The 24,969-nt window shown below is 65.1% G+C and carries 23 protein-coding genes and 1 pseudogene; 12 read left to right on the plus strand and 12 right to left on the minus strand.

Annotation, left to right across the window (positions count from 1 at the left end):
• The first annotated feature begins 367 nt into the window (after positions 1-367).
• The 4 genes from G6N36_RS16670 to G6N36_RS16685 all read left to right on the plus strand — a co-directional run bounded on the left by G6N36_RS16670 (position 368) and on the right by G6N36_RS16685 (position 3,031).
• Complete coding sequence (locus G6N36_RS16670; RefSeq protein WP_163687728.1) at positions 368-673, plus strand: hypothetical protein; 306 nt, start codon at positions 368-370, stop codon at positions 671-673.
• Between the two features lie 250 nt (positions 674-923).
• Positions 924-1,475 carry an MPT63 family protein gene (locus G6N36_RS16675; protein ID WP_264001322.1) on the plus strand — a complete coding sequence of 184 codons (552 nt, stop codon included), beginning with the start codon at positions 924-926 and terminating at the stop codon, positions 1,473-1,475.
• Between the two features lie 225 nt (positions 1,476-1,700).
• The gene (locus G6N36_RS16680) at positions 1,701-2,075 is read left to right on the plus strand and encodes a BlaI/MecI/CopY family transcriptional regulator (RefSeq protein WP_163687731.1); all 375 of its coding nucleotides are present in this window, start codon (positions 1,701-1,703) and stop codon (positions 2,073-2,075) included.
• Complete coding sequence (locus G6N36_RS16685; protein ID WP_163687733.1) at positions 2,072-3,031, plus strand: M56 family metallopeptidase; 960 nt, start codon at positions 2,072-2,074, stop codon at positions 3,029-3,031. Before G6N36_RS16680 ends, G6N36_RS16685 begins: the two co-directional genes overlap by 4 nt.
• Before the next feature lie 196 nt (positions 3,032-3,227).
• Here G6N36_RS16685 and G6N36_RS16690 read toward each other — a convergent pair whose 3' ends face one another.
• From G6N36_RS16690 to G6N36_RS16715, 6 genes are all read right to left on the minus strand, one after another.
• Complete coding sequence (locus tag G6N36_RS16690) at positions 3,228-3,824, minus strand: TlpA family protein disulfide reductase (protein ID WP_163687736.1); 597 nt, start codon at positions 3,822-3,824, stop codon at positions 3,228-3,230.
• A gap of 59 nt (positions 3,825-3,883) precedes the next feature.
• Positions 3,884-4,483: a cadmium resistance transporter gene (locus G6N36_RS16695; RefSeq protein WP_163687737.1), complete on the minus strand. Its 600-nt coding sequence runs from the start codon at positions 4,481-4,483 to the stop codon at positions 3,884-3,886.
• Complete coding sequence (lspA, locus tag G6N36_RS16700; RefSeq protein WP_163687741.1) at positions 4,480-4,986, minus strand: signal peptidase II; 507 nt, start codon at positions 4,984-4,986, stop codon at positions 4,480-4,482. Before lspA ends, G6N36_RS16695 begins: the two co-directional genes overlap by 4 nt.
• Positions 4,983-6,944 carry a heavy metal translocating P-type ATPase gene (locus tag G6N36_RS16705; RefSeq protein WP_163687744.1) on the minus strand — a complete coding sequence of 654 codons (1,962 nt, stop codon included), beginning with the start codon at positions 6,942-6,944 and terminating at the stop codon, positions 4,983-4,985. Before G6N36_RS16705 ends, lspA begins: the two co-directional genes overlap by 4 nt.
• The gene (locus G6N36_RS16710; RefSeq protein WP_179964800.1) at positions 6,941-7,348 is read right to left on the minus strand and encodes an ArsR/SmtB family transcription factor; all 408 of its coding nucleotides are present in this window, start codon (positions 7,346-7,348) and stop codon (positions 6,941-6,943) included. The genes G6N36_RS16705 and G6N36_RS16710 overlap by 4 nt, the downstream gene beginning before the upstream one ends.
• Before the next feature lie 83 nt (positions 7,349-7,431).
• The gene (locus tag G6N36_RS16715) at positions 7,432-8,808 is read right to left on the minus strand and encodes an MBL fold metallo-hydrolase (RefSeq protein ID WP_163687746.1); all 1,377 of its coding nucleotides are present in this window, start codon (positions 8,806-8,808) and stop codon (positions 7,432-7,434) included.
• Positions 8,809-8,971: 163 nt separating this feature from the next.
• Here G6N36_RS16715 and G6N36_RS16720 point away from each other — a divergent pair, with 163 nt between their 5' ends.
• Complete coding sequence (locus G6N36_RS16720) at positions 8,972-9,826, plus strand: sulfite exporter TauE/SafE family protein (RefSeq protein ID WP_163690725.1); 855 nt, start codon at positions 8,972-8,974, stop codon at positions 9,824-9,826.
• Between the two features lie 70 nt (positions 9,827-9,896).
• Positions 9,897-10,166: a metal-sensitive transcriptional regulator gene (locus tag G6N36_RS16725; RefSeq protein ID WP_137146001.1), complete on the plus strand. Its 270-nt coding sequence runs from the start codon at positions 9,897-9,899 to the stop codon at positions 10,164-10,166.
• Between the two features lie 65 nt (positions 10,167-10,231).
• Here G6N36_RS16725 and G6N36_RS16730 read toward each other — a convergent pair whose 3' ends face one another.
• Both G6N36_RS16730 and G6N36_RS16735 read right to left on the minus strand, forming a co-directional pair.
• A complete protein-coding gene (locus G6N36_RS16730; protein ID WP_235690085.1) occupies positions 10,232-11,191 on the minus strand; it encodes a sterol desaturase family protein in 960 nt (319 codons plus the stop codon).
• 48 nt (positions 11,192-11,239) lie between these two features.
• Positions 11,240-12,007, minus strand: a complete 768-nt coding sequence (locus G6N36_RS16735) for a helix-turn-helix domain-containing protein (protein WP_170311171.1) — start codon at positions 12,005-12,007, stop codon at positions 11,240-11,242.
• A 122-nt stretch (positions 12,008-12,129) separates the two neighbouring features.
• Between G6N36_RS16735 and G6N36_RS16740 the strand changes: the two genes are divergently transcribed.
• From G6N36_RS16740 to G6N36_RS16750, 3 genes are read left to right on the plus strand one after another with little or no spacing between them, the layout of a single operon-like run.
• Positions 12,130-12,756 (plus strand): class I SAM-dependent methyltransferase, encoded by a 627-nt coding sequence (locus tag G6N36_RS16740; protein ID WP_163687751.1) that lies wholly within the window; start codon positions 12,130-12,132, stop codon positions 12,754-12,756.
• Positions 12,753-13,427, plus strand: a complete 675-nt coding sequence (locus G6N36_RS16745; RefSeq protein ID WP_179964801.1) for a methyltransferase family protein — start codon at positions 12,753-12,755, stop codon at positions 13,425-13,427. Before G6N36_RS16740 ends, G6N36_RS16745 begins: the two co-directional genes overlap by 4 nt.
• Entirely contained in the window at positions 13,420-14,070 is a 651-nt protein-coding gene (locus G6N36_RS16750) for an adenylate/guanylate cyclase domain-containing protein (RefSeq protein ID WP_163687753.1), read from the plus strand. The genes G6N36_RS16745 and G6N36_RS16750 overlap by 8 nt, the downstream gene beginning before the upstream one ends.
• 1,873 nt (positions 14,071-15,943) lie before the next feature.
• Here G6N36_RS16750 and G6N36_RS16755 read toward each other — a convergent pair.
• Entirely contained in the window at positions 15,944-17,068 is a 1,125-nt protein-coding gene (locus tag G6N36_RS16755) for a hypothetical protein (protein ID WP_163687756.1), read from the minus strand.
• 787 nt (positions 17,069-17,855) lie between these two features.
• Here G6N36_RS16755 and G6N36_RS16760 point away from each other — a divergent pair.
• Together G6N36_RS16760 and G6N36_RS16765 are read left to right on the plus strand one after the other, a co-directional pair.
• A complete protein-coding gene (locus tag G6N36_RS16760) occupies positions 17,856-19,118 on the plus strand; it encodes a PP2C family protein-serine/threonine phosphatase (RefSeq protein ID WP_163687758.1) in 1,263 nt (420 codons plus the stop codon).
• Between the two features lie 7 nt (positions 19,119-19,125).
• Positions 19,126-20,130 (plus strand): cobalamin B12-binding domain-containing protein, encoded by a 1,005-nt coding sequence (locus G6N36_RS16765; protein WP_163687761.1) that lies wholly within the window; start codon positions 19,126-19,128, stop codon positions 20,128-20,130.
• A 140-nt stretch (positions 20,131-20,270) separates the two neighbouring features.
• On the opposite strand, the gene G6N36_RS29870 is transcribed toward G6N36_RS16765, so the two are convergent.
• A complete protein-coding gene (locus tag G6N36_RS29870; RefSeq protein ID WP_235690086.1) occupies positions 20,271-20,606 on the minus strand; it encodes a hypothetical protein in 336 nt (111 codons plus the stop codon).
• Positions 20,607-21,007: 401 nt separating this feature from the next.
• On the opposite strand from G6N36_RS29870, the gene G6N36_RS16775 reads away from it, so the two are divergent.
• Positions 21,008-23,830, plus strand: coding sequence for a CocE/NonD family hydrolase (locus G6N36_RS16775; RefSeq protein WP_163687764.1), 2,823 nt, complete (start codon positions 21,008-21,010; stop codon positions 23,828-23,830).
• A 92-nt stretch (positions 23,831-23,922) separates the two neighbouring features.
• Here G6N36_RS16775 and G6N36_RS16780 read toward each other — a convergent pair whose 3' ends face one another.
• Together G6N36_RS16780 and G6N36_RS16785 are read right to left on the minus strand one after the other, a co-directional pair.
• Positions 23,923-24,456: a hypothetical protein gene (locus G6N36_RS16780; protein ID WP_163683898.1), complete on the minus strand. Its 534-nt coding sequence runs from the start codon at positions 24,454-24,456 to the stop codon at positions 23,923-23,925.
• A 58-nt stretch (positions 24,457-24,514) separates the two neighbouring features.
• Positions 24,515-24,961: pseudogene (locus G6N36_RS16785) on the minus strand (peptidase); the annotation flags it as partial.
• Between the last annotated feature and the right edge of the window lie 8 nt (positions 24,962-24,969).

Below are 24,969 nucleotides of genomic sequence, written 5' to 3' on the forward strand. Positions count from 1 at the left end.
TGTCTCCCATCCACGCAGAGTAGCGACCAGATCGTCAGTTCCTGGCAACTCGCCTGGGGCGAGCCGTCACTGCGATGGCGTATTGCTCTCCACTGCGCACTCCTTCTCTGAACTTGTCAACGGGACAGATGCGAATCGGCACGGCAATGCATGCAAACGCAGACGTTCTCGCCTGACCCGGACGTCAGTTTCAGCGCGCGATCGGCGTCAATCTGAGACGCGCGGTGCGAGACAGGAAACGAGACAGCGCGATCTGGGGAAATGCAAGCGCCTGCTCAGTCACCTAGGCCTATCTCGTTTCTTTAGATTCGAGACGGGCTTGCGGTTCGGGGTTGGACCACTCGGCCTGTTTTCAGCGAGGGACTCGGTGGTCGTCAAGCACCGCGGTAAACAGTGCCTGGGCGAGATCGTGTGGGGAGGGCAGTCCGGCCGGGGAGGGATGGACGCGGCAGGTGAGGCGGGGTTGCCCATCGGGTTCGCCCACGGGTCGACGCCGTTGATGACGATGCTGGGCGATCCCGTGAATCTCCGGCGGGCCGCTTCGGCGGTGGTCGCGATCACCGTGGTGATGACCGGCGCGTGGGATAAGTCCAGTTTGTTGAGTGTTACTGCGATCAACGCCTCGGCGAGCGTCGCGTACGGACAATCGGGGATAACGAGCAGTTCAATTTGAGGGCCGCAATAGGTTGACGATTTGTTGAACACCGTCGCAATTTCTATTGCTGGCGAACGATATTCATTGGATGACGATGCGGACGGCACATGGACCCTGTTCGTGGATTCGGCGATGGTTTCGATCCTTCTCATAGGTTCTCGGGGCGGAAACGCGCCAGGCCCGTCGAACATCATCTACTATCTCGGTACGGAGATAGTAGATGATGGGTGGTCAGTGGCCGGGGCCCCCAACGAAGAAGGAGCAAGGTGTGCGCAAGTTCTATCTGACGGCGGTGTTCGCGGCGATCGCGGCGATAGTGGGGGTGAGTTTCGCGGGCGTGGCGACGGCGGCAGAGGACTGTGCGCACCGGTTCGGGTCACATCAGCAGGTGGCCGATGGCGGTGGCATGCAGGACTGGTCGGTCACGGATTTGAAGAAGAGCGGTGATGTCGCGCCTGGTTTCCCCGTGGCCGGGCAGCTATGGGAGGCGACTGCGACGGTGACGTCAATCTCGGGGACCTCGACACCAGTCATCCCTAACTTCGCCGCAACCTCTGACGGCGGCAGCTATCCGGTGCTGTGGCAGGTGGCGAGTCCGCACGGCATTTCCCCTGTCTCGTTGGCTCAAGGACAGACCTCGACCGGCAAGATCTACTTCGACGTCACTGGCGGGGACCCGATGGCGGTCACCTACACCGCTGGCGGCGCGAAGCCGCTGATGTGGTGCTGCGACGAGTCGATGATGATGATGCCGATGGACAAGTGCACCTGTTGCGCTGACATGAAGGAACCGTGCCCGTGCTGCGCGGGAAAGATGTAGGAAGGGTTCAACCGTGTGTGCGGCCCGCCCGATCACCGTGGCGGGCCGCACGACGGTGAGGACATCGTTGAGCGGCAACGCGCGCTCGTTCTTAAGTCCCGTGAGTACTATCTCGGTACCGAGATAGTAGTTGGCGCGTGTGGGCTCGAGTGGGCACTTGCCGGGGGTCGGAACGGGCCGCAGCCGAGAGCTTGCCTGGCACAGCGAACGGAATGGGTGGTATTGGTGCGGGTGTTCGGTGATTTGGAGACCGTGGTGATGGCCCAACTCTGGGCCGCCGACGGGCAGGGCACCGTCCGGGAGGTGGTCGACCAGCTGCGCGCCGACCGTGAGGTCGCCTACACGACGGTGCTCTCGACGATGGAAAACCTATACCGTAAAGGGCATCTGCGCCGGGAACGCGAGGGCAAGGCCTTCCGCTACCGCACCACCCTCAGCCACGCCGAACACATCGCTGGACTGATGCGCGAAGCGCTCAGCGACGGTGAGGAGGACACCACGGCTGTTTTGATGCACTTCGTCGACGAGATGAGCCCCGAGGAACTCGCCGGGCTCGAAGACGTGATCCGGCGCCGCAGCAGAAGGGCCACCAAGCGATGAACCTGGCCGTGTGCCTGCTCGCGTACGCGGTGTCCCTGACTGTGCTGGGGCCGACGTTGTTGTCGCGTGCCACCCGCGCCGGCGCCGCACCACGATGGGGCATCGGTGTCTGGCTGGCCGTGATGGGAAGTGTGCTGGTGGCTGCGGTGGTCGCGGTGGCGCTGTTCCTGTCCCAGACCGTTGCCTCTTGGGGTCGGATCGGTTCGGTGCTGACCGGGTGCGTGGCCGGTCTGGGATTGATCGCCCGCGGCGGGTACGGCCACCTGGTGCAAGCCGGCGTCTTGGCCGTGGCGGCGATGAGCACCCTGGCGGTGATCATGCTGGGCGCTCGCGCCGCGCTGGCTCTTCATCGGATGCGTCGGGGAAGTCACGATCACGTTCACGCCGTCCGGGTCGCCACCGGACACATTCCACGGGGTCCCGGAGGAACGTTCGTCATCGATAGTGACCGCCGCGGGGTGTACTGCCTGGCTGGGCGTCCGCACACCATCGTCATCACCCGCGCCGCCCTCGACGTCCTCGACGACGCCCAGCTGGCCGCGGTGCTCGCCCACGAACGCGCCCATCTCCGGGGGCGTCACCACCAAATCCTTGCCTTTACCAGGGCACTGAGCACACTACTTCCCCGGGTCCGGCTGTTCACCCAAGGTGCCGGCGACGTCGCCCGGCTCCTGGAGATGCGCGCCGACGACGTCGCCGCTCGCCGCCACAGCCCCGACATCGTCGTCGATGCACTCCTTGCCCTCAGCCTTCCCACCCCTACCCCCACCTTCACACCAGCAGCGGCGCTCAGCGCCGCCGGACTGGCCGTCACACAACGCGTGGAGCGACTTTTGTTCCCGCCCAACGGAATCACCGCCCGTACCGCTCTCATCACGGCGACCGGTACGGCCCTCCTCGGGCCGGTCTTCACGATCGCGCTGATGATCGCCCAACCCGGGATGACGTGCATATAGCGTCTTCGTTGCACCGTGGCACCACACCGTCCCACCTTGGGTCAAGGGCTGACTGAACCATTGCGAGCGGTCGGCGACGGGCTTTCTGGGCGTTCTCGATGTTCTGGAAGATCTGTGGGGTTTCTTCTAATTCGCGCTGTTAAGGGAACGGTCCACCCGTTCAGCGATCAGAGTGTTACCCGGCGAGGTGGAGGTATCAGCCCTCGCTGGTGAGCCGATCGAGCAGCGGCCGGAGGTCTTCGGCTAGGAGTGCCATGAGATACACCGCCGCGACTCTGTGTTGGCGGTCGAGGACCATGGTGGTGGGAACCACGCTGGTCGGGTAGGTGCGTCCCAGGGTAATGAGGCTGCGCATTGCTGGGTCGAAGATGGAGGGGTATTGCACGTTGCGGTCGGTGACGAAATCGCGTGCGGTGTCGCGGTTGTCGCGGACGTCGATACCGAGAAATTGCACGCCGCGGTCGCGATATTCGGCGTATACCGTTTCGAGTTCGGGAGTTTCGGTGCGGCATGGCGCACACCAGGAGCCCCAAACGTTGATGAGGACCACCTGTCCGGTGTAATCGGACAGCCGGATCGGTTCGTCGGTGAACAGATCGGGTCCGGTCAGGTCGCCGATGGTGCCCCGTGTCGAGGGTGGGTCGTAGAAGATAGCGGTCTTGCCGCCGGGCGAGACGAAGTCGAAGGTGCCGCCTTGGGCGACGGCGTCCTCGCCGGTGGTGCAGCCGGCACCCGAGGCTGTCGCGATGACGAGGGCTGCCGCGACGGCGACGATTCGCCTAGGGCGAGTCATGGCGGAGCCTTTCGGTGAGTGGCGTTGACGTGCAGTTCACCGCCGGTGTTGGGGGCCGGCTAGTTCTCGAAGGCGAGGCCGCTGACCAGGATGACGATGCCCAGGCCGATCAGGACGATCGGGAACAGGACGTGCTCCCAGCGTTCGAGGACTTCGGCGATCGGCCGGCGGGTGGCCACGAATCGGGCGGCGATGACCAGTACCGCGACGAGCACGAGGAAGACGACGCAATACGCCACCACGGCAGCCGGACCCACGCTGAGGAAGACCGGAACATAGACGCCGATGTTGTCCCCGCCGTTGGCGAAGGTGACTGCTGCGACGGTCAAGACGCCGACGTTCTTTCCAGAGAGCTTGCCGTCGTCATCGTCATCGTCGTTTCCGCGCCAGGTTTGCCATGCCGCCCACAGCCCCAGGGCCAGCGGGATGAGCCCGAAGTACGGGATGACTTCTGGGGGTAGGAACGCTCCGGCACCCAGGGTAACGAGCACCGCCGCGCCCAGGATTCCGGCGAATCCGAGGTATTGCCCGGCAGTGATCCGGGCGGTGGTTCCGCGTTGGCCTGCGCCGCGGGCGAAGAACAGTGAGAGCACGATGATGTCGTCGATGTTGGTGACGATGAACAAGCCGATCGCGGGCAGCACTGAGGACAAGATCATCCGGTTACCTCCGAGTCTGCGGTGGCGCTTGCCCGCCAACTGGCCACGACGAGTGCTGCTGCCCCGGTGACGACGAAGACGTCAGCGAGGTTGAAGGTGGGGAACCAGCCGGTGTGCAGGTAGTCGGTGACCAGCCCATCACCGGCGCGGTCGATCACGTTGGCCACCGCGCCGCCCAGCATCGCCGCTAGCGCCAGCACCACGGGCAGCGCGGCGGTGCGCGTCACGCGGACGGCGAACACCGCCAAACCGACCACGATGACGCCGGTGACGCCGAGCAGAGCCGCGGGGGGCAGGGTGTCGCCGAAACTGAATGCCACCCCGGGGTTGAACGCCAGTCGCAAGTTGAGCGGCCCGAGATCTATTGAGCTGCCGTCATTTAGGGTGCGGCCGGCCCAGGTCTTCAATCCCAGGTCCAAGGCGGCGACGATGACCACGGTGGCGGCCAAAGTGATCTGCGCCCGCCTCACCCTGGCCTCTGGGCTGGTGGGGCCGGGGGTCACGACGGTGCGCTCACTGGTGCCGCGCGGGTGTGGCTGGCTGCCGGATCGAGCGGGGCGGCGGCCAGCGGTCGGGTGCGCCCGGCCCGCACACCGTTGGCGATCACCACGATCTCGGCGAGTTCATGAACCAGCACGACCGCTGCCAATCCGAGAATGCCGAACAGTGCCAGCGGCATCAGCACGATGATCAGCCCGAGGGATAGGCCGACGTTTTGCAGCATGATTCGCCGTGCCCGGCGCGCGTGGTTGAACGTTTGGGGCAGGTGGCGCAGGTCTTCGCCCATCAACGCCACGTCGGCGGTTTCGATGGCCACGTCGGTGCCCATCGCGCCCATCGCGATACCTATGTCGGCGGTGGCCAGCGCGGGTGCGTCGTTGACGCCATCGCCGACCATCGCGGTGGGGCGCTGGGCGCGTAGCTGTTCGATCAGTCGCGCTTTGTCTTCGGGGCGCAGCTCGGCGTGCACGGCCTCGATCCCGACGTCGTGGGCCAGCGCGGCGGCGGTGGCGTGGTTGTCGCCGGTGAGCATCGCCACGTGGTAGCCGTCGCGGCGCAGGCGGGCGACCACCTCGGCGGCCTCGGGGCGCAGCTCGTCGCGCACGGCGATCGCACCGATCACCTGCCCGTTGTCTTCGACCAGCACGGCGGTGGCGCCGGCCTGCTGCATCCGCGCGACATCACCGGCCAACGGGCCGGGGTCCAGCCAGCCGGGGCGGCCCAGACGAAGCGTGTGCCCTTCGCGACGCCCCGTGAGCCCGGCACCGGTGACGGCCTCGACGTCGGTGGCGGGCACGACGTTCTCAGCTGCGGTGAGGATCGCCGCGGCCAGCGGGTGCTCGCTGCGCGCTTCCAGCGCGGCCGCCAGATCCAGCACCTGCTCGCGGGTCGCACCGTTGGTGGTGGCCACGTCGATGACGGCGGGCCGATTCGCGGTGAGCGTGCCGGTCTTGTCCAAGGCGACACCGCGGATCTTGCCCAGCCCTTCCAGCGCGGCGCCGCCCTTGACCAGCGCGCCGAGCTTGCTGGCGGCGCCGATCGCAGCCACCACGGTGACCGGCACCGAGATCGCCAGCGCGCACGGTGAGGCCGCGACCAGCACGACCAGGGCACGTTCGATCCAGGTGGCCGAGTCACCGAGCAGGCTGCCGATCACCGCGATCAGCGCCGCGACGATCATGATGCCGGGCACCAGGGGTTTGGCGATGCGATCGGCCAAGCGCTGGGAGGTGCCCTTGCGGGACTGCTCAGCCTCCACGATGCGCACGATGCGGGCCAGCGAGTTGTCCTCGGCGGTGGTGGTGACCTCCACCTCGAGTACCCCGGTGCCATTGATCGACCCCGCGAACACCTCATCACCGGGGCCGGCCTCCACGGGAACCGACTCGCCGGTGATGGCCGAGACATCGAGTGCGGTGCGGCCCAACCGGATGATGCCGTCGGTCGCGACACGCTCACCGGGCTTGACCAGCATCCGGTCGCCGATCTGCAAATCCGCCGGCGCAACGGTCTTTTCGGCGCCGTCACGCAGCACGGTCGCCTCATCGGGGACCAGCGACAACAGCGCCCGCAGGCCGCGTCGAGTGCGCGCCAGCGAGTACTCCTCCAGTCCCTCGCTGATGGAGAACAGGAAGGCCAGCATCGCGGCCTCACCCACCTCGCCGAGGATCACCGCGCCGACGGCGGCGATGGTCATCAGCGTGCCAACCCCGATCTTGCCCTTCACCAGCCGCTTCAAGGTCGACGGCACAAAGGTGTAGGCGCCAGCCAGCAGTGCCACCGCTTCCAGGGTGCGCACGACCGGCTCAGTGACGTCGAGGGACCCGGCGATCACCGCTGCCAGCAGGAACACCCCCGAGAGGGCGGCGAACTGCATCTCCTTGATCTGCCAGAGCCGCTCGGGCTCACGCTCCTCGGCACCGCGGGGTTCGTCGCTGCCGCAGCCGCATGCATCGCTCATCGCCGAGCCTCCTGCGCACCCGTCGTCGCGGCGGTGCCGGAGCGGATTCCATAGTTGGGGCACAGCGCCACCGCGTTGCCGGTCGCGGCCAACAGCGTCTCGGCCGAGGCCAGCAGATCGAGCAGCTCAGGGCGGGTCAGCGAATAGAACACCTGCCGCCCCTCGGGGCGGCCAGTGACCAGGCCGCAGTCCCGCAAGCACGCCACATGCGCCGACACTGTGGACTGCGCCAGACCCAGCTCCCCGATCAGATCGACCACGCGGGCCTCCCCGTCGGCCAGGCGGCGCACGATCGCCAACCGTGCCGAATCGGAGAGGCTATGAAACAGCGCCACCGCGGCATCCAGATTTTGATTCCCCGAAGCACCTCCGGTGAGGCAGCCATCCGCCCTATTCATCGTCATGCGGCGATGATAGCCGGTCAGTGGCGATAATTCGAGCGTGGGTCACGGTTGAGCACCACAGGCTCGTCGTTGCGCTTACTTACCTAAGCATTCTGTTGAGCGGCTTCCCAGGCGTTGAAGCCGCCCACGATGTCGCTCACGTCCCCAAATCCGCGCTGACGCAACAGGCTCGCGGCGACCGAGGAGCGGTAACCGCCGGCGCAGTACACCACCGTCGGCTTGGCGGGATCCAGTTCACCGGACCGGCTGGGCAGCTGGCCCACGGGGATCGCGACGGCATTCGGGATGCTTCCCGCCGCGACCTCGCCCGGGTTGCGCACGTCGACGACCTGCACGTCGGTCAATTCGGAGGTGCGCTGGTCGAAGGATTTGGCCGTCAACCGCGGAGCGATCTGCACGTCATCTCGGTGTTCGAACATGACCTCGAACGGGCGGTCGAGGTAGCCGATGACGCGGTCGAAACCGATACGCGCAAGACGATTCTTGCCTTCCAGTTCCAGGCCGGGCTCGCTGAACAACACGATGTCGACGTCGGAGGGCAGCACCGACCCGGCGAATTCTGCATAGCGGCCCTCCAGTCCGATGTTGATGGCGCGAGAAAGGTGGCCTAACGCGAATTCTTCGGGGCTACGGCCATCGACCAAGAGTGCGCCGCCGTTGAGCGCGTCGAGGACCTGGGTGTAGGTCATCGCAGCCGGCATCTTCGTCTCATCGAGGAGTTCGCGGTCCTCGCGGTTGAGCATGGCGTCATAGCCGAAGTAGCTGGGAGCGGGCGGTTGTCCTTGGGTGACCAGATCCATGAACGTGGCCTTGTCGGCAGCGCGCACCGCGTAGTTGGTCAGCTTCTGCTCGCCGAGGGTCGACCACAGGTCGGTGGAAAGGTTCTTGCCGCAGGCCGAACCCGCGCCGTGTGCCGGGTACACCCGAGTGGCATCAGGCAGTGTCATCAGCTTGGTGTGCAGCGAGTCGTACAGCATGCCAGCCAGCTGTTCGCGGGTGAACCCGATGGAGGCGAGCAGATCGGGCCGCCCGACGTCACCGATGAACAAGGTATCGCCGGTCAGGACGCCGTAGGGGACCTCATCGCCGCGGCGCTCGACCACGATGCTCATCGACTCGGGTGTGTGCCCTGGGGTGTGGCGGAACTCCAGCGTGACCTCACCCAGGCCATAGCGCTGGCCGTCGGCGACACCCATCGACGCGAACTCGGTCTGCGCGACCGAGGAGTACACGATCGTGGCGCCGGTGGCTGCGGCTAGCTCCAGGTGACCGGACACGAAATCGGCGTGGAAGTGAGTCTCGATGACGAGTTCGATTCGGCAGCCCAGCTTTTCGGCATCCGACAGATACTCCGCAACATCGCGCTGGGGATCGACGACGACTGCGCGGCCGGTGCTCTCATCGGCAATCAGATACGACGCGTGGGACAGACAGTCCAAGTAGTACTGGATGAATTTCATGGTGGGAAGAGTCCTTTCGTGTGTGGCGGCGAGTGTCACCGCCCCAGCGGCCCCAGGGCGACGGATACAGAGTTGCAGGTACCCCCTGGGGTATGCCACAGTACGTAACTATACCCCCCCAGGTATATGACGCAACCACCATCTGAAGGGATTCGCCGTGACGATGACCGTGCTCACCGTCGGCCTGGCCCTGATCGTCGGCATGGTGCTGGGTTTACTCGGCGGCGGCGGCTCGATCCTGATGGTGCCGCTGCTCACCTACGTCGCAGGCATGGACGCCAAGCAGGCCATCGCCACCTCGCTGGTGGTCGTCGGCGTTACCAGCACGATCGGCGGGATCTCCCACGCACGGGCCGCCCGGGTGCACTGGCGCACGGGCCTGACCTTCGGCGCAGCGGGCATGGCGGGCGCCTACGGCGGCGGACAACTGGCCCGGTTCATTCCGGGCACGGTCCTGCTCATCGGCTTCGCCGCGATGATGGCCGCCACGGCGGTCGCGATGCTGCGCGGCCGTTCGGCCGCCGTCGCCGCTGACGGACCACATCTGTGGAAGATCCTCGTCGAGGGCCTGGCGGTTGGCCTGCTGACCGGCTTGGTCGGCGCTGGCGGAGGATTTCTGGTGGTGCCCGCCCTCGCGGTGCTGGGTGGGTTGCCGATGCCGGTCGCGGTCGGCACCTCGTTGATCGTGATCTCGATGAACTCGTTCGCGGGCCTGGGCGGCTATCTGTCCAGCGTGCAGATCGATTGGGCGGCGGCGCTGGCAGTAGCCACCGCGGCCGCGATCGGCGCCCTGGTCGGTGCCCGCCTGACCGCCATGGTCAACCCCGACCTGTTGCGAAAGGCTTTCGGCTGGTTTGTCCTTGCGATGTCCTCGGTCATTGTGTCCCAAGAGATTCACCCTGGCGTGGGAATCGCCGCCGCGTCCTTCACCGCCGTGGCCGCCACCATGACATTCGCGTGTGTCCGGTACGCCTACTGCCCCCTGCGCCGTCTCATCCCGACTCGGATCGCCACGTGAGAACTGCCCAAAGGAATACCCCCACGGGTAACATGGGAGGTTAACCCCGCTGTTGAGAGGAACCATATTCATGGTCGGTGACGAAGACGCCATTGCCGCGGTACTCAATAGGTTGCGTCGGGCCCAGGGCCAGCTTGCCGGGGTGATCTCGATGATCGAACAGGGTCGCGACTGCAAAGACGTCGTCACCCAACTAGCCGCGGTGTCGCGCGCCCTGGACAAGGCCGGCTTCAAGATCGTCGCCACCGGCTTACGCGAATGCCTGACCGGAGAGGCCACCGAGGGACAACAACCCATGACCGAGGCCGAGCTGGAGAAGCTGTTCCTGGCTCTGGCCTAACCCGAGCGGCTAGCAGACTCAGTGACCGGGTTGATGTCACAACTGCGTTGCGTTGCACGATCGGCCTAGTTCGAGGGTGAACCGAATTTCGGGGGCCGTGTCTCTGCCACAGGGATGTCGGTGTCGGGTGCCAGGGTGCAGCCGCCGCCGGAGGTGAACGGGTAGATCATCTGGCGCAGATAGCTGCTGGGGTAGTCGGGTTTGGCAGCCATGCCCAGCTGGGTGGAGTCGAAGCGCCGGGCGGGGTCATAGGAGTAGGTGCGCATCAGGTGATCCCACACCAGGGTGAACAACCCGAAGTTGACGTCCCCGACGCCGGCCCATTTGAGGTGGTGAAAACGATGTCCTTCGTTGAGGGCCAGAACGTACTTGGCCGGCCCGATGCGGTAGTCGGCGTTGGAGTGCTGCAGCAGCAGCTGGATCGCCACGGCCAGGGCCAGCGCGGAAGCCACGTCGACGGGCAACCCGATCAGGATCAGGGGTGCCACACCGGCGGCCATCTCCACGGTCTGGTGCAGCGGGTGCTTCATCAGACCGTTGAGGCCGTAGAAGCGGGTGATGCTGTGGTGCACCGCGTGAAAGCGCCACAACACGCCGATCTTGTGGCTGGCCAGATGCACCACGGTGATGCCGAAGTCGGCGACCAGGATCGCGGCCAGCACCTGTGCGACGAAAGGCCAGCTGTGGGGCCATAACTGGGGCGCGGGGACGATCGCGGCCAGCAGCGGGATAGCCGCGACGCTGGCCAGGATGAGGGTTTCGTTGACCGCGACGTGGATGCGGTCGCGGGTGCCATCGGCGCGGTCGTGGTTCCACTGCGGGTCATACGGGATCACCCGCTCCACCAGAAACGCCGTGGCGATCGCCGCCGCCAGAATCACCAGCAGCCAGTACTTCGGGGCGCCAGCGGCGGCCACCGCGACACCCGCCCCGTTGAGACCGATCAGCATGAACGGCACGTAGCCGTAGCGGGCCACCGCCTGGGCCGCGGTGGTCGCGGTCGATGTCGAAGAAGTCGTGCTCATGCCTTCGATCGTCGCGGTCACCGACGTAGCAGGGCTTGAATGATTCGGCTATCTGCTGTCGAGGTCCCAGGACACGTGCCGGCTCAGCACCGAGGGCGCCAAGCCGAACATCTCGCGGGTGGTGCGAGTGAGGTGGGCGCTGTCGGCGAATCCCGCCCCGTGCGCGGCGCCGGTCAGGTCATCACCGTCCTGCACCCGGGTGATCGCGGCCCGCAACCGTGACCACAACACGTAACGCCGCAACGGGATACCGACCTGCTCGGTGAACAAATGAGTCAACCGGCTCGCCGACAGGTAGAGCTGGGCAGCAAGTTCGGTACCAGTGACCGGACCCGCCGCCACCAGGTCGGGCAACAGCCGCAACGCGTCATCGACGGCGGGATGCCGCGCTGCGGTGGCGTAGTCGGCAGTGACGGGCGCCAGGTGCGCGATCAGCTCGTCAACCACGGTCGCCAACGCTCGCCGACGGGTAGGACCCAGCACTGGGGTGACCGTCCATCCGGAACCGACGGCACGGGAGTGCGCGGACCGTCCCGGCGCGGATTCGGGTTCCAGGAACACCACCGTGCCCTCCTGGGCGCCGACCTCGATCCGATGTGGCGCATCGGCGGGCACGACCACCTTCATCCCGACGTGTCGCGCGCCGTGCTCGTCGAGCACCGTCAAAGCCGTTGTCGCGGTGATGACTTGAACGGCATGGTGGGCATGCACGTCAGTGGGGCCGATTGATCCGGTAAAGGCCAACACCCCCGGGCGCAGCAGCGCCGCGCCACCCCAGCGCGGTCCAGCAGCTGCATCGCCACCAGGTCTATTCATCGTCACAAAACGATGATAGCGTCCACTATAGATCGTTAAAGGACGATGCCACCCACAGCCGACGATCATTCGGACGCTGGTGGCGACCGGCCTGTCGACTGGGAAAGGAGTCCACGGTGCTGATGAACCGGGCAGAAACAGCTCTGATCAACTCGCCGCCTCGGCGCTGGCTGCAACGCCTCTATGAGGTACCGGTACTACTGCGTTTCGGCGGTCGGCTCCCCCCGGGCAGCAGAGCCCTCGAAATCGGCTGCGGATCGGGCTACGGCTCGCAGCTGGTGCTGCAGCGCTTCGGCGCCGCGCGGATCGACGCCCTCGATCTGGACCCGGCAATGATCGAACGGGCGCGAGCCCAGCTCGCCCCCTACGGTGACCGGGTACACCTGGCCACCGGCAGCGCCACCGATCTGAGGGCGGCGCTCGACGCCGACGATGGCAGCTACGACGCCGTGTTCGACTTCGGGATCATCCACCACGTCCCCGACTGGCGGGCCGCGGTAGCCGAAGCCGCCAGAGTGCTCACCCCAGGTGGGCGATTCTACTTCGAAGAAGTCACCGCCCACGCCCTCAACCGTCTCACTTATCGGCGGTTGTTCGACCATCCGACAGACGACCGGTTCACGGCCGAGGACTTCCTCGACGAGGTGAGCCGGCAGGGTTTGGTCATCCTCGGATCGGTGACCCGCATCCAGGGCGACTATCTGCTCGGCGTCGCCGCCAAGCCACTCGCTGCGGCAGGTGGTCGATGATGGCCGCCGCCGCGCTGGCCCTGTTCGTGGTCATGATGCTGATCGCTGGGGCGCTGCGCACCCTCATCCAGCGCCGCCGCACCGGGGACAGCGGCAACCGGCGCACACTGTCTCCACGGGGCTCGCTGGGATGGTCAGCGCTCACCGCCACCGACATCGGCTACCTCATGGTCGGTGTCGGCGGCCCGCTGGCGCACTGGCTGGGGCTATCACCCATGAGCGTGTTGCAGCACCTTCCCGTCTACGTGCTCGGCGTGGCCCTAGCGGTAATGGGCATTCTGACCGCCTTCGGTGCACAGATGGCGCTGGGTGCATCCTGGCGGATCGGGGTCGACCAAAATGAACGCACCGCACTAGTCACCGGCGGCCCGTTCGGTTGGGTGCGCAACCCCATCTTCACTGCGGTGCTCGTTGCACTACTCGGCCTTGCGCTCATGGTCCCCAACCTCGTTGCACTCATCGGCTGGTTCCTTGCCTTCACCGGCATTGAAGCGCAAGTACGCCGCATCGAAGAGCCCCACCTGAAACGCGTCCACGGTGAGCCCTACGCCCGCTACGCCGCAAGGGTTGGGCGCTTCCTGCCAGGACTGGGGCGCCTGCGCACCGGCCGTCACGACACCACCAAAGTCAGACACACCGATCGCGAAGCCGACGGTGGACAGCATGCGTGAGACCGCCGCCGCCGACGCGACTTTCGCGTTCGTCGATCTGTCCGGCTTCACCGCCCTAACCGAAATGTGCGGCGACGAGCAAGCCGCTTACCTCGCCGGGCGGCTAGTCGAACTGACGCGTGACTCGTTGGCCCTCGATGTCACGCTGGTGAAGGCGATGGGTGATGCCGTGATGCTCCACGCCCACGACCCTGACACGATGATGGCGACCATCCTTGACCTCGCCGACCGCGCCGCAGACGAGGACGGCTTCCTCGGACTACGCGCCGGAATTCACCACGGCAGCGCAGTCCGGCGCCACCACGACTACTTCGGCCATGCCGTCAACACCGCCGCACGCGTCACCGCACTCGCAGGCGCCGGGCACGCCGTCATCACCGAACCGATCCTGACCGCGTGTAGAGCGCGCGGCGTCGCAGCCCACCCGATGGGCGAGACCGAGCTACGCAATATCAGCGCCCCAGTGGCGGTGTACAGGGTGCAGCTACCGCCGTCGCAATACCCCACCGATCCGGTCTGCGGCATCCGCATCGACCCACGCACCGCCACCCACCATCTGCGTCACAACGACCATGATCTCTGGTTCTGCTCCGACCGCTGCGCTCGGCGCTTCGCAGCACACCCCGCCAGCCACGCGATTTAACCCCCCAACTCACAAATCGTGCTACGGCAGCTCTGAGAGCGGACCTCACATTCTCAACCCGTTAGCCTCAACCTCCGCTGCACTTGACGCCGTTCCGCGAGCACTCACTCGCATAGCAGGCATCTGGGAATGCTTCTGAAGGCCGAAGCCAACATCGTGGCGGGCCGCACCTTTCAGCGCGGACTACCGTGTCAACCCTTCAGTCATCGACCGGTCAGCGGCACCACCTGCGACGAAGACACGTTAGCGAGCCCGCACAGATGCGCCACCGGAAAGCGTTCCCGCAAAGGCTTTTGGGCTCAGCCCGCTAGCCGCAGTCTTCGCTGCGGCACAAACTCAACCCCATTCCGCGAGCACAGATCGTCGACGGCTATCTGACCCCCCGACTCGGCAGCGTCAAGCAGTGCCGTCCACAGGCTAGGTCGCCAAACGACGATTCGGTACCAGTCTCGCCGGCTGATCTCGCCCAACACTTCTGCGTCAACCTCACGCGACGCAAGCACCTCGTCGGAGTCCTCGGCGCTTGCGCCGCGCGCATCTAGGAGGTCGTTCCACATCGCTTCGCGGATGGATGCCGGGTCCCTACGCCGACGCGACCACAGGAGTTGGCGCCTACCTTTCGAAGCTTGCTCCCACTCATGCCAAACTCGCCACTCCCCAGGGGGTGTCACGTGCACAACCTCGCCAGTCTCCCGGTCGATGACAGCCCAGTCACCGCCGCCTGCCTGTTCCACCGACCACCGCCGCGGAGTACGCACACCAAAGCCCCGAGCGTCTACAGAGGCGGCTAAGTCGGACAGCAGTTGGAACGGCGTTCGGTTTCTCTTCGTGCGACCCTCCTTGGTGATCTGACCTCTCGCGATCTCCATACCGACTTGCTCGGCGGCCTCATAAGTAGCTTTCGCAAGGTAGCGGCCGACATACTCCGCGCCGGAATTCGAGACTTCCCGCAAATCAACTGCTACAGAGCCTGTCTCGCTGAGCCCGTGCTTTCGCAAACCAGCAGACCAACGCTCATGAAGCCGAGACGCGAGAACGACTCGACTCAACCAGGCTGGGTCGACGGCCCGAAATACCACAGGCAGGTCTTGGACAAGACCGGTCGCCAAAGAGGTGGCCGAGAAAAGGAGAGCGTGGATATGGAGGTGCCAGCCGTTGCCTCCGTCCGCAGGTGAGCCATAGGTCGCCTCCACGACACGTGTGACCCCAGCGATGTCGAACCGCTCTGCGTCGCCCATCACGGACCGGACCGTAGTCGGCCGGCCAGCCCGCTCGACTGTTCGCTCTTTCTGACCCGTCCAGGCGCGCGTGCCGAATGAGCTACGCCATCCTGAACTCAGCGCATCCCAAAGATCTGCCAACTTATCTCGACCGCCGTGACGCATGGTCAGAGTCAGCAAGTACACGCTTCCGCCACGGTCGCAACACTCACGCACTGCGTTGCCTATCTCGGTGGCTCGTTCATGCGCTATCACCGCCGAACAACGCGGACATGACCACACCGACCCGCACGTCATCAACCCGCCGAAACTAGCAATGTTCTGGCCATCCACTTCGCGACGCTTAACTACGACGGCCTGACCATCGTCCGGGTCGCCGACAGCGTCGTTATGCAGCATCCGCCCACAGCACCGGACAGCCTTTAGCGATGAAGCCGTCCAGAGCATCACCCGCGCCGCCAACCGATCCCGACGCTGCTCCATTCGCCCTTCTACCGCGGCATCGCCACGAATCGGACTGGTGAAGCAATAACTCTGAGTACTACCAAGGGCGCTCGCTTCGCTCGCGCCGGCAGGACTCTGGCCCGTCGCGCAAGCGCTCCGGTCCGCCGTCCTGCCCGTCCAGTCGTCGCAGAGCATTGAGGTGTCCGGGCTCATCCTTGATCTCCTGCATCGGTTTCCAGATCGCTGTCAGGAGCTTCATCGTCGCGGCCCGTTGTACGCGGAATACTTTCTGCGACCGAAACATATCTCTGTGCGAACGTATCGACCCAGTCGAGCGCAGCCAGCCGACTCTCGATCTTCATACCCGTGAAGCTGACGGGATCATGGACAACCTCCGCCACTTCCGGATCTACATACAGCAGCCAGGCACCGCGGAAAGCGAGCGCAGACACCAACGGCGTCGGTTTCGATGAATGCCAGGCCTCGAATATGTCATTCCCCTGAGCAGGCGAGGGCACAATCCTGATCTCATATGCGTCACTGGACGCGGACTGCGAGGCCATTTCGTTCCACCCACGCCCGATAACTTCAAGCAGCTCTTCGTATCGCGTGACGCGTAACAATCGGCTCTGAAGCTCACGCAGCTGCGAGTCGTTGAGTCGTTTCTCTGCCCACTGCCGCTGCGATACTTGAATCATCAGCACGCCAACCGCCAGCGCCTCGGAACTGGTCAGGTGAAATTCTCCATCGACGGCGCTCCCGGGAACACTGAAGAAGACCCCGTTGCCCTCGGCCCTTATCTCCCAGCGGCCCGGGAAAGCCATGCCTGCACGCGCGGACCTTGCCCAAGCGTCGTCGTCATCCAGGGGCGCCAGCCCTTCGGCGTACGCCTTCGCCACCTCGTCCAGCGCTCCAGAGGTCAGCCTGATTGCTTCCAGACGCCTTGCCCTCACGTCTGCTTGGGCATCGTCGTCCTCAGAACCGTCTATCGCGCGACCACGTTCCTCGCGCATTTGCTCCAGCAGCTCGCCGCTGTCGGCATCATCGTCGGCTGGCACCGTTGGCCTCGGAGCCGGGCCATCCAGCGTCGCTGGTTGCACCCGGACGCCGCTGATTGAGAAGTCTCCGGCCGCGTCCTCGATGGGAGATGGAACTGAACCACTCACCCACCTGTTACGCCTGGCGAGCAGATCTGCGAGGCGTAGCTGTTCCCTCAGCACGCGCGTTTGATGTTGGCCGAGAACTCGGCGCTCCGTCTGGGAGCCCGATTTGACCGTAACGACTACGTTCGGGCCCTCGACGTCAACCAACCACTCATCGTCGGACTGGCTCATCGCACACCGCCCCGAATCGCCGGAACGGTGCTGTCGTTAAGCGCCCGCGATAGACTCGTCACGCACGCAAGATCGGTGGTTTCCATATTCGCCTCCGTGATGAAGCCCTCGGTTGCAGCCGGGGGCTTCGCTCGTTAATGAGCCCGGAATCGAACGCTGATCTGTGGTCGGTGCCTGGTCGGTGAATCTGCGACACGCCATGGTTTCGGGTGGCACCGATTGGCGCCATATCGCCAGTTCAGGACCACTTTCGAGACTGTCACCAGATGAGCTTGCAGGCTCTCCTAAAGCCGGTGTCGCAGGTTCGAATCCTGCCGGGGGCACTTTTTGCTTTGTATGGCGTCGGGTGATGCTTGACGTTTTCTATGTCGGTTGATGGCTGACAGTGTTTCGGCTGATGCTTTACACCCACTTCGGTTGATCCTTGACACTCCCGAGATGAGGGAGTTGAGCGTGGCTGAGCAGCCCGGCTTCGAGTCCTGTGCCGGTCCGGGTCTGGCGGAGCCCCGCCGACTCGCAGCATGAACGGTCTAGGTCGCCGGCCAGTTATCCGACGTCGCGTGATAGCGGTGTGGCATCATCGGTGTTGAGTGCATTGCTGAAAAGGGGACAGCAATCCACCGGGGCCACCGGTTCTTTTCCAGGTGCACGCGCGTAGCGGGCTCCGGATCGTATGCATAGTCTGACCGTGCCAACGCACATTCATAGACCACGCGGTGCATTTTCACTGTGCGCTCCGGCTGGGTTGATCTGGTGCACATAGCAGTTCGGCGACGGAGTTGATTCGATGGCCGCAGAGATTGATCAGTTCGCTCTAGCTGACGCTCGCACTCAGCTGTCCGAAGAGGTTCTGAGCCTGACCGGTTCACTCGACATGCGCCGAACGGCGCTCCGTCTCATCAGCATGTTCCGGCCGCGGCTGGCCGACTGGGCCGTGCTGGTCATCTCTGACAGTGTTTCCGGCGGGCTGATGCTGTTCGGCGGCAGTGACGGCGGTTCCGGCACTGTCGTCGAGCGCGACTCTGTTGTGGGGCCGGGGCTGGACCGAGTCCTGCGGACGGGCCGCACCGAACTGTGCGTCGCCGCCGACTCCACCGACGAGCTGTCCAACATGGTCACCCACCGCGCGCTCGTCGCCGAGGCAGCTGAACTGCGTCCCGTGACATTGCTTGGTCTCGGCCTTACTGCACGCGGCACCACGCTCGGGGCACTGGTGATCGCCCGAGGCTTTGGAGGAAGCTTCGATGACGACGAGATTGCCTTCGCCGAGCAAATCGCCGCCCGCGCTGCGCTGGCACTCGCTTCCGCGCGGATGTACGAGGAACGCAGCCTCATTGCATCAGAGCTTCAGCACTCCGTGCGCCCACGCAAGCTGCCCGAGATCCCCGGGGTGCGCATCGCCGCGAGCTACCGGCCCGCCGCCGAGCACCTGGATATCGGTGGCGACTTCTACGACGTCTACGGGACGGGTGACGACTGGCTCATCTCACTCGGCGATGTGTCCGGAAAAGGCGTCGAAGCAGCAGTGCTGACCGACCGCGCCCGACAGAGCATCCGCACAGCGGCGCATTTCGACCGCTCCCCGACAGTAGTTCTCGGCGCGCTCAACAGCGTGTTCTACGAGGCGGATTACGACCGCTTCGTGACCCTCGTCTGCGCACGGATGCGCAGCGCGCCCGATGGAAGCGACGCGGAGATCGAGTTGGCTGTGGCCGGTCATCAGGCGCCAATAGTGCTGCGCGCGAACGGACGGGTGCAGAAAATCGACGTCTCGGGTATGGCGATCGGGCCTACTCCAGACGCGCGTTATCAGGCGGCGGCCGTCCGCCTGGATCGCGGCGACGCCATGCTGATGTTCAGCGACGGTCTCGATGAGGCCGAAGGTGAGGACGGGTTCTACGGCGTGGAGCGGCTGGAGGCGTTCCTGCCCCCCTACGCCGGAGCTTCACCGGAGGTGATCTGCGATGCCGTCGAACAGAGCGTTGTCGAGTACCTCGACGGTCGCAACCATGATGACATCGCGCTGCTAGCCATCACTTGCGGTACATAGGTCCGACATGCTGGCAAGCTACGAGAACGCAGCCGAGTCCGGCGACACCGCGGTGATGATCGCGTTGGTCAACGACATGCTTTCCGCTGGTACTCCACCGGTCACCGTGTTGACCGACGCCATCGCTGCGGCACAACGTGCTGTTGGCGTCCGATGGACACGCGGCGAATGGACCGTGGCCCAGGAGCACGCGGCGACCGCGATGGCCGTTGCCGCGACGAAGACGGTGATGAAGTATGTCCGCCGGTCACCGGCCACCCGCGGGCGGCTCGTCGTGGCGTGTGCAGAACGGGAATGGCACGCCCTTCCGGCGATGATCATCGCCTGCGCTTTGAGTGCCCACGGCTGGGACACGACCCTGCTCGGAGCATCGACGTCAGCACTGCGGCTGAACCAGTACATCCACGACCTTGGACCCGAGGCGGTCGCCGTGAGCTGCTCAATGCTCGGAGCCCTACCCGCGACCAGGCGGCTCATCGAGGCAAGTACCGCAGCGGGAGTGCCGGTGGTCGTGGGCGGCGCGGCATTCGGTGATGACGATGTACGTGCCCGGGCGCTGGGTGCGACGGCATGGGCTCGGGATGCTGAGGGCGCGGTCGCCGCGATGGAGGGGCTTCCGGCAGTCGTGTCACCGGCGCCGCCGCTGCCTGAGGGGCCGGCTACCGAGCAGGCCGCGTTGGAACTTGATCGCCGTCGGCTGTTCGCGCTGCTGCGCGAGCGGTGGTCGCTGACGGCCGCGTTTCTCGTCGCAGGCGAGGCCCCTTCCGCCGTCTCGCTCACTGATGCCGAGGACGTGCTGAACTTGGTCTTGCATGCCGTGTCGGCGGCACTCCTAACGTGTGATCCGCGCCCGGTGGCCGAGACTTTCACCTGGGTAGCCGATCTGATGCAGAACCGTGGCGTAGACATAACGGTGGTTCGTGAGTTGGGTGAGTTACTCGCCGCCGCGCTTCGGGACTACCCGCAGGCCCGGGGACTCGTATTGCAACACTTAGCAGATGGTCTTGCGTGATGCGGTGGATGACCATCCTGCGCTGGTCTTCTGGTTCGAGGATTGCACTGGACCCCGACCCATTGCGCGATATCAGCCAATGGAACGTTGCTGTCCTGCAAGAGTTTCAACGCGTCAGCATCTCGCAGGCCGCTACGTCGTCATGACGATGGTGACGACGATGCCGATGAACCACAGCCAGAGAAGTCACTGAACGCCTGGGTGATCTCCGGATCACGCTGCCCGGCCCGAAATGCCGCCGCTGCCAACGCCATCAGCGAGAACATCATCGCCGGAGAGAAGATCGCGGCGGCCAGCACCTGGGTCAGCGTGAGCATCCCCCATTGCGTCGGGAGGCGCGAGCGACTTACGGCCGGATACCGCTGACAGGCCAAAGTTGGGCGCCGGTCATGCCGGTGAGAACCGACTAAACGACCGCCCCGCGCTGCCAGCGTTTCCGTTCCGTGTTGGGCCAGCAAACCCGTCAGGGTCTCCATCGGGTCTCCACACTCGGGCGAGTTGCAGTTAACTGCAGCCGCCTTAGGCCGACCGAAGACGCTTCCCAAATAGCTACAGAAACGTGGCTCTGGCTGGGCTGATCTGAGCTAGCCCAGATCATCGCCGCAGGTCAGAGTTAGCCAGTGACGTTCTCTTGATCAGCGAGTCCGGGGTTCGAAAACCCTGACGGGGCACAGATTTCAGTCGAACTTCACTCGAATCGCGGCTCGGCATTCGTCGGCCGGGGTCGACCACGCGGCCCCGATGGGCCGCCGTTCACCCACGGCCATGCTCATCCAGCAAAAATTATCGCCGTCATAAATTTTCTCCTCTATTCCGGTCATCGTCCCAGTTAGACGCGCGTAGCGTCGGCTGCTGATCACCGGCAAGGAGGAAGCAAATGAGCGCTGCAAGCTACATCGGTCGAATCGGGGGGTTGGCAGTGGCTCTCGGGGTGGGCGCCGCGATCTTCTCCGGCCAGGGAGTTGCCAACGCGACACCGGCCAGCGACGATTCCTCGCAAAACGGCGGCGACACCCAAGGCGGGGGTACCACCACCACAAACGACACCGTCAAGCCCCGTCCCCGCAAAATCGACCTCAAGCTTCCGACGCTCGCCGACGTCGGCGGGCGCCACCTCACAGGCCCGATATCCGCCTCTCAGACGACCGCAGCGATTCCGAACCAGATCGCCGAGACCAAGAAGCGTGTGGCCGATGCGATCCAGAACGCAGCCGACCACACCGTGGTGCGCTCGACGAGGCCGCTGACCGACCGCCCCGCTGCGCGGACCGACCGCGCCGATGCACCGACATCACCTCACGACGATTCGGGCAACGGTGCGGCACCGACCACCAACGTCGTCGCCAACCAATTCGTGAACACCGCAACGGCGGTGAAGGATTGGGTCGCGTCTTCTCAGGCAGTCGCCGGACGGTCCGCGGTGACCACGCAGACGGTCTCGACGCCACTGTGGACTCCGCCGCGTATCGTCACCCCACCGGGCACTGTGTCGGCACCGTCGACGATCACCCGTGCGACGACACCCTTGGCGGTGGCGCTCAACATCGCCAATCCGTTGGCCGGAGGCGCGCCCGGGACGCCCGCCGGCGTGGACTCACCGTTCGCGCTGATACTCGCGGGGGCGGCACGCCGCGAGATCGGCATCGAATCATTGACGTCGCAAGCGGTTTTGGCGCCGACAGCGACCTCGCTCATCTACGACCCGACGATTTCGCTCGTCAACGGCGTCATCAGCGGGGACAACACGGCAAATCATGAAGACGGCGTGATTTATCTCGTCGCCAGCCAACCCAGCGGCGGCGGCAAGGTATTCCTCGACCCGCAAGGCAATTTCACCTACCTGCCTGACTTCTCGTCGGTGCAAGATCGCAGCCAAACCGAAACGTTCGGCGTGGTCGTCGCCCAGCCGACGCCGTTCGTCGCGACGCTCCTGGGCCTCCCGCTGTTCGGGGCGATCTACCAACCGACTTTCGCGATCCTCTACTCGACTCCCGGGGTGGGCGCGGCGATGGCGCCGCTCATCGGGCCCTCCCTGGTCACTGAAGAAACGATCGCGGTGCAGCAGTACGCGCCTGGCGAGCAGCCCGTCGCGTTCACGGTGATGATCGCCTCACCCGTCGACGGAGCGCTCATCAGCACCAACTACTTCCCCGCCTACTCCGTCGCGGCTGACCCCACCGGCAACACCACGGCACCCACAGTCCTCAACGGCCCAGGCCTGGCGAGCGCAGGCAACATCGATCCGAACGCGCCGAGTACGGTCGATGGCCTGGTGCCAGGCATCAACTTCCTGCGCGAGGCGGGCTACAACGTCGTCACATGGGACCCGCGAGGCGAGTTCGCCTCCGGCGGCGTGCTTCAGCTGGACTCTCCTGAGTTCGAGGGTCGAGACGTGGTCGGCATCATCGATTGGGTCGTCGACAACGCCGACTTCACCCATCCCGCCTTCGACAACGATTCCGAGACCGACAACAACCCGTCCGCCGTGCCGGGTGACGACACCGATCCGGCCATCGGCATGGTCGGCGGATCTTACGGCGGCGGAATCCAATTCGCCACCGCCATCAACGACCGGCGCATCGACGTGATCGTGCCCGGAATCGCGTGGAACTCACTCGAGGATGCCCTCTATCCCAGAGAAGCCTTCAAGACCTCGTACGCGTCGCTGTTGCTGCTTTCGCTGGTCGCATCGGGGGCCAGGATCAACCCGCAGCTCTACACCGGCATCATCACCGGCGACGCTCTGGGTGTCCTCACGCCGAGCCAGATCGCCCTGCTGCGGCGTAGCGGTCCCTTCGATTTCATCGACCAGATCGACACGCCGACGATGTTCATCCAGGGCACCGTCGACGTGTTGTTCCCGCTCGATCAGGCCCTAACCAATGCAGCCACCATCGGAACGCCGGCTGAGGACATCAGGATGATCTGGTACTGCGGCGGCCACGGCGTGTGCCTGACCGAGGACGCGGACCAGCTCGCAGACCAAGAGGTCCGGCTGCGCGAGAACACGATCGACTTCCTCGGCAACTACCTGTTGGGTCAGGACAACGAGATACCGAAGTTCCAGTTCGTCGACCAGAACGGTCAGTGGTACACGTCCGACCTCATCCCGACTGACACCGGCTTCTACACCGGCGGCACACCAATCGTCGCTTCTCAAGCCGACGGCGGCCGCCTCTTCTTCACGGTTTTCACCAGGGGATCGGGTCCGCAGACTTTGGCGGGGTCGCCGCAATCGCTGGGTCTGGCCGCGCCAGCGCCGGAGGAAAATTCCATCACCGTGCCGATTCAAGCCGACGTGCCGGTGGGCGAGAGCACGACGGTCGTGGGAGCGCCGACGCTGTCGTTCGACTACTCAGGCGTCGGCCTCACCCGCCACGTCTTCGCGCAGATCGTCGACAAGAAGACCGGTCTGGTGGTCGGCAACATCGTCACGCCGGTTCCTGTCACGCTCGACGGCACGGACCAGCATGTCGACATCGCGATGGAGAACATCGTGTGGACGTACACGAACACCGGCGATCCCGCGACGTCGAACGTCGACGATCTCGAACTACAGATCACCGGCACGGCGACCCCCTACGCGAGCAACTTCGCCTACGGTGTCATCGACATCAGCAACGTGACCATCTCCCTGCCGACGCCGGGAGTTGCAGCCAATGTCGAGCCGGAAGTGACCGCAGCTCTGATGGCCGTCTGACAATCCGCCAACTCAGGGCCGAACGCAGAGCACCGGTCAAAGAGGTTCGACTCGCCGGAAGCACCGACCGCTGGTTTTCTTCGGCTGGAGGTTCACACGTCCTTCGGGTGATCGGTGACACCCTCGAAATGCGGCTGGTTTGCCCGCGCCCGGGACTGCGCGACGTCTGCCTGCTTCCTGGCGTCAGCGGCCAGGGCTCGGGCTGCGGAGGCCAGCGACTCGGCGGCGACGGCTTCCGCCCGAGCGCGCGCTTCCGTGATCATCTGCGGCCACTTGGAGCTGCCCGGCAGCCTGAATCGGCCCATTCGCGACCGGAGATTCCACCTCGGGGCCCCGCCCGCCGCGCTCGCCGCGTACTCGCCCGGCGTCTGCTGATCCGCGTAATACTCGATCACGATCAACGCGACGCCGATGAGCAACAGCAGTGGCACGAAGAGCAGAGGGAGCATAGCCACGCCGGCCAGGGCAATGATCGTCAACGGCACCGCGATCGCCCCCACGGCCCACGGATACTGCTCGATGAAACGGAGAACAGCGGCCCGCAGTGCGAACAGCCGAGCAGCCCATAGCCGGCGATCCGGCCAACTAAGGGCCCCCCTGGGAAACTCCACGATCGGTTCCTTCATCGAGTGTCGGCCACCTCATTGTGACACGTCATGAGGTCGATGCGCGGGATCCGCACAACTAACGACATTCCGGGTGGAGCAGTGAGTGCGCGATCCTTCCACGCTCTGAACGGAATTCGTGGGCGGCCCGTCGCAGCGGCTCGATCGTGGCATCCGGGTGCACGATGACTCCGCCACCGGAGGGGATCCCGAGCCCGGCGACCGTTCCGTCGAGCAGATCAATCGTGCGCGCCAGCCGCGCCCACCCGGCGCGCTCGTCATGTGTGTCGACGACCAGGCGGACAAGCCCGAACACCTCGAACGGCGTCGATGCATTCGTCTGGCCGAGACCGTAACATCCCAGTTGCACCGCGCCTGCTGAAATGCCCACCAGCACAGCGCCTTTAGCGTATCGGCCCAAGATCACGTCTTTCATGCCAGTGTCTTCCATCGTGGCCCAGCCAAGCTGAACATCGCCGCCCGCGAAACCGTCGAGGGCGCGATAGACCGGTTGGAATGGTGGCGCCGGCTCGG

The organism is Mycolicibacterium gadium (assembly GCF_010728925.1).
Lineage (GTDB): Bacteria > Actinomycetota > Actinomycetes > Mycobacteriales > Mycobacteriaceae > Mycobacterium > Mycobacterium gadium.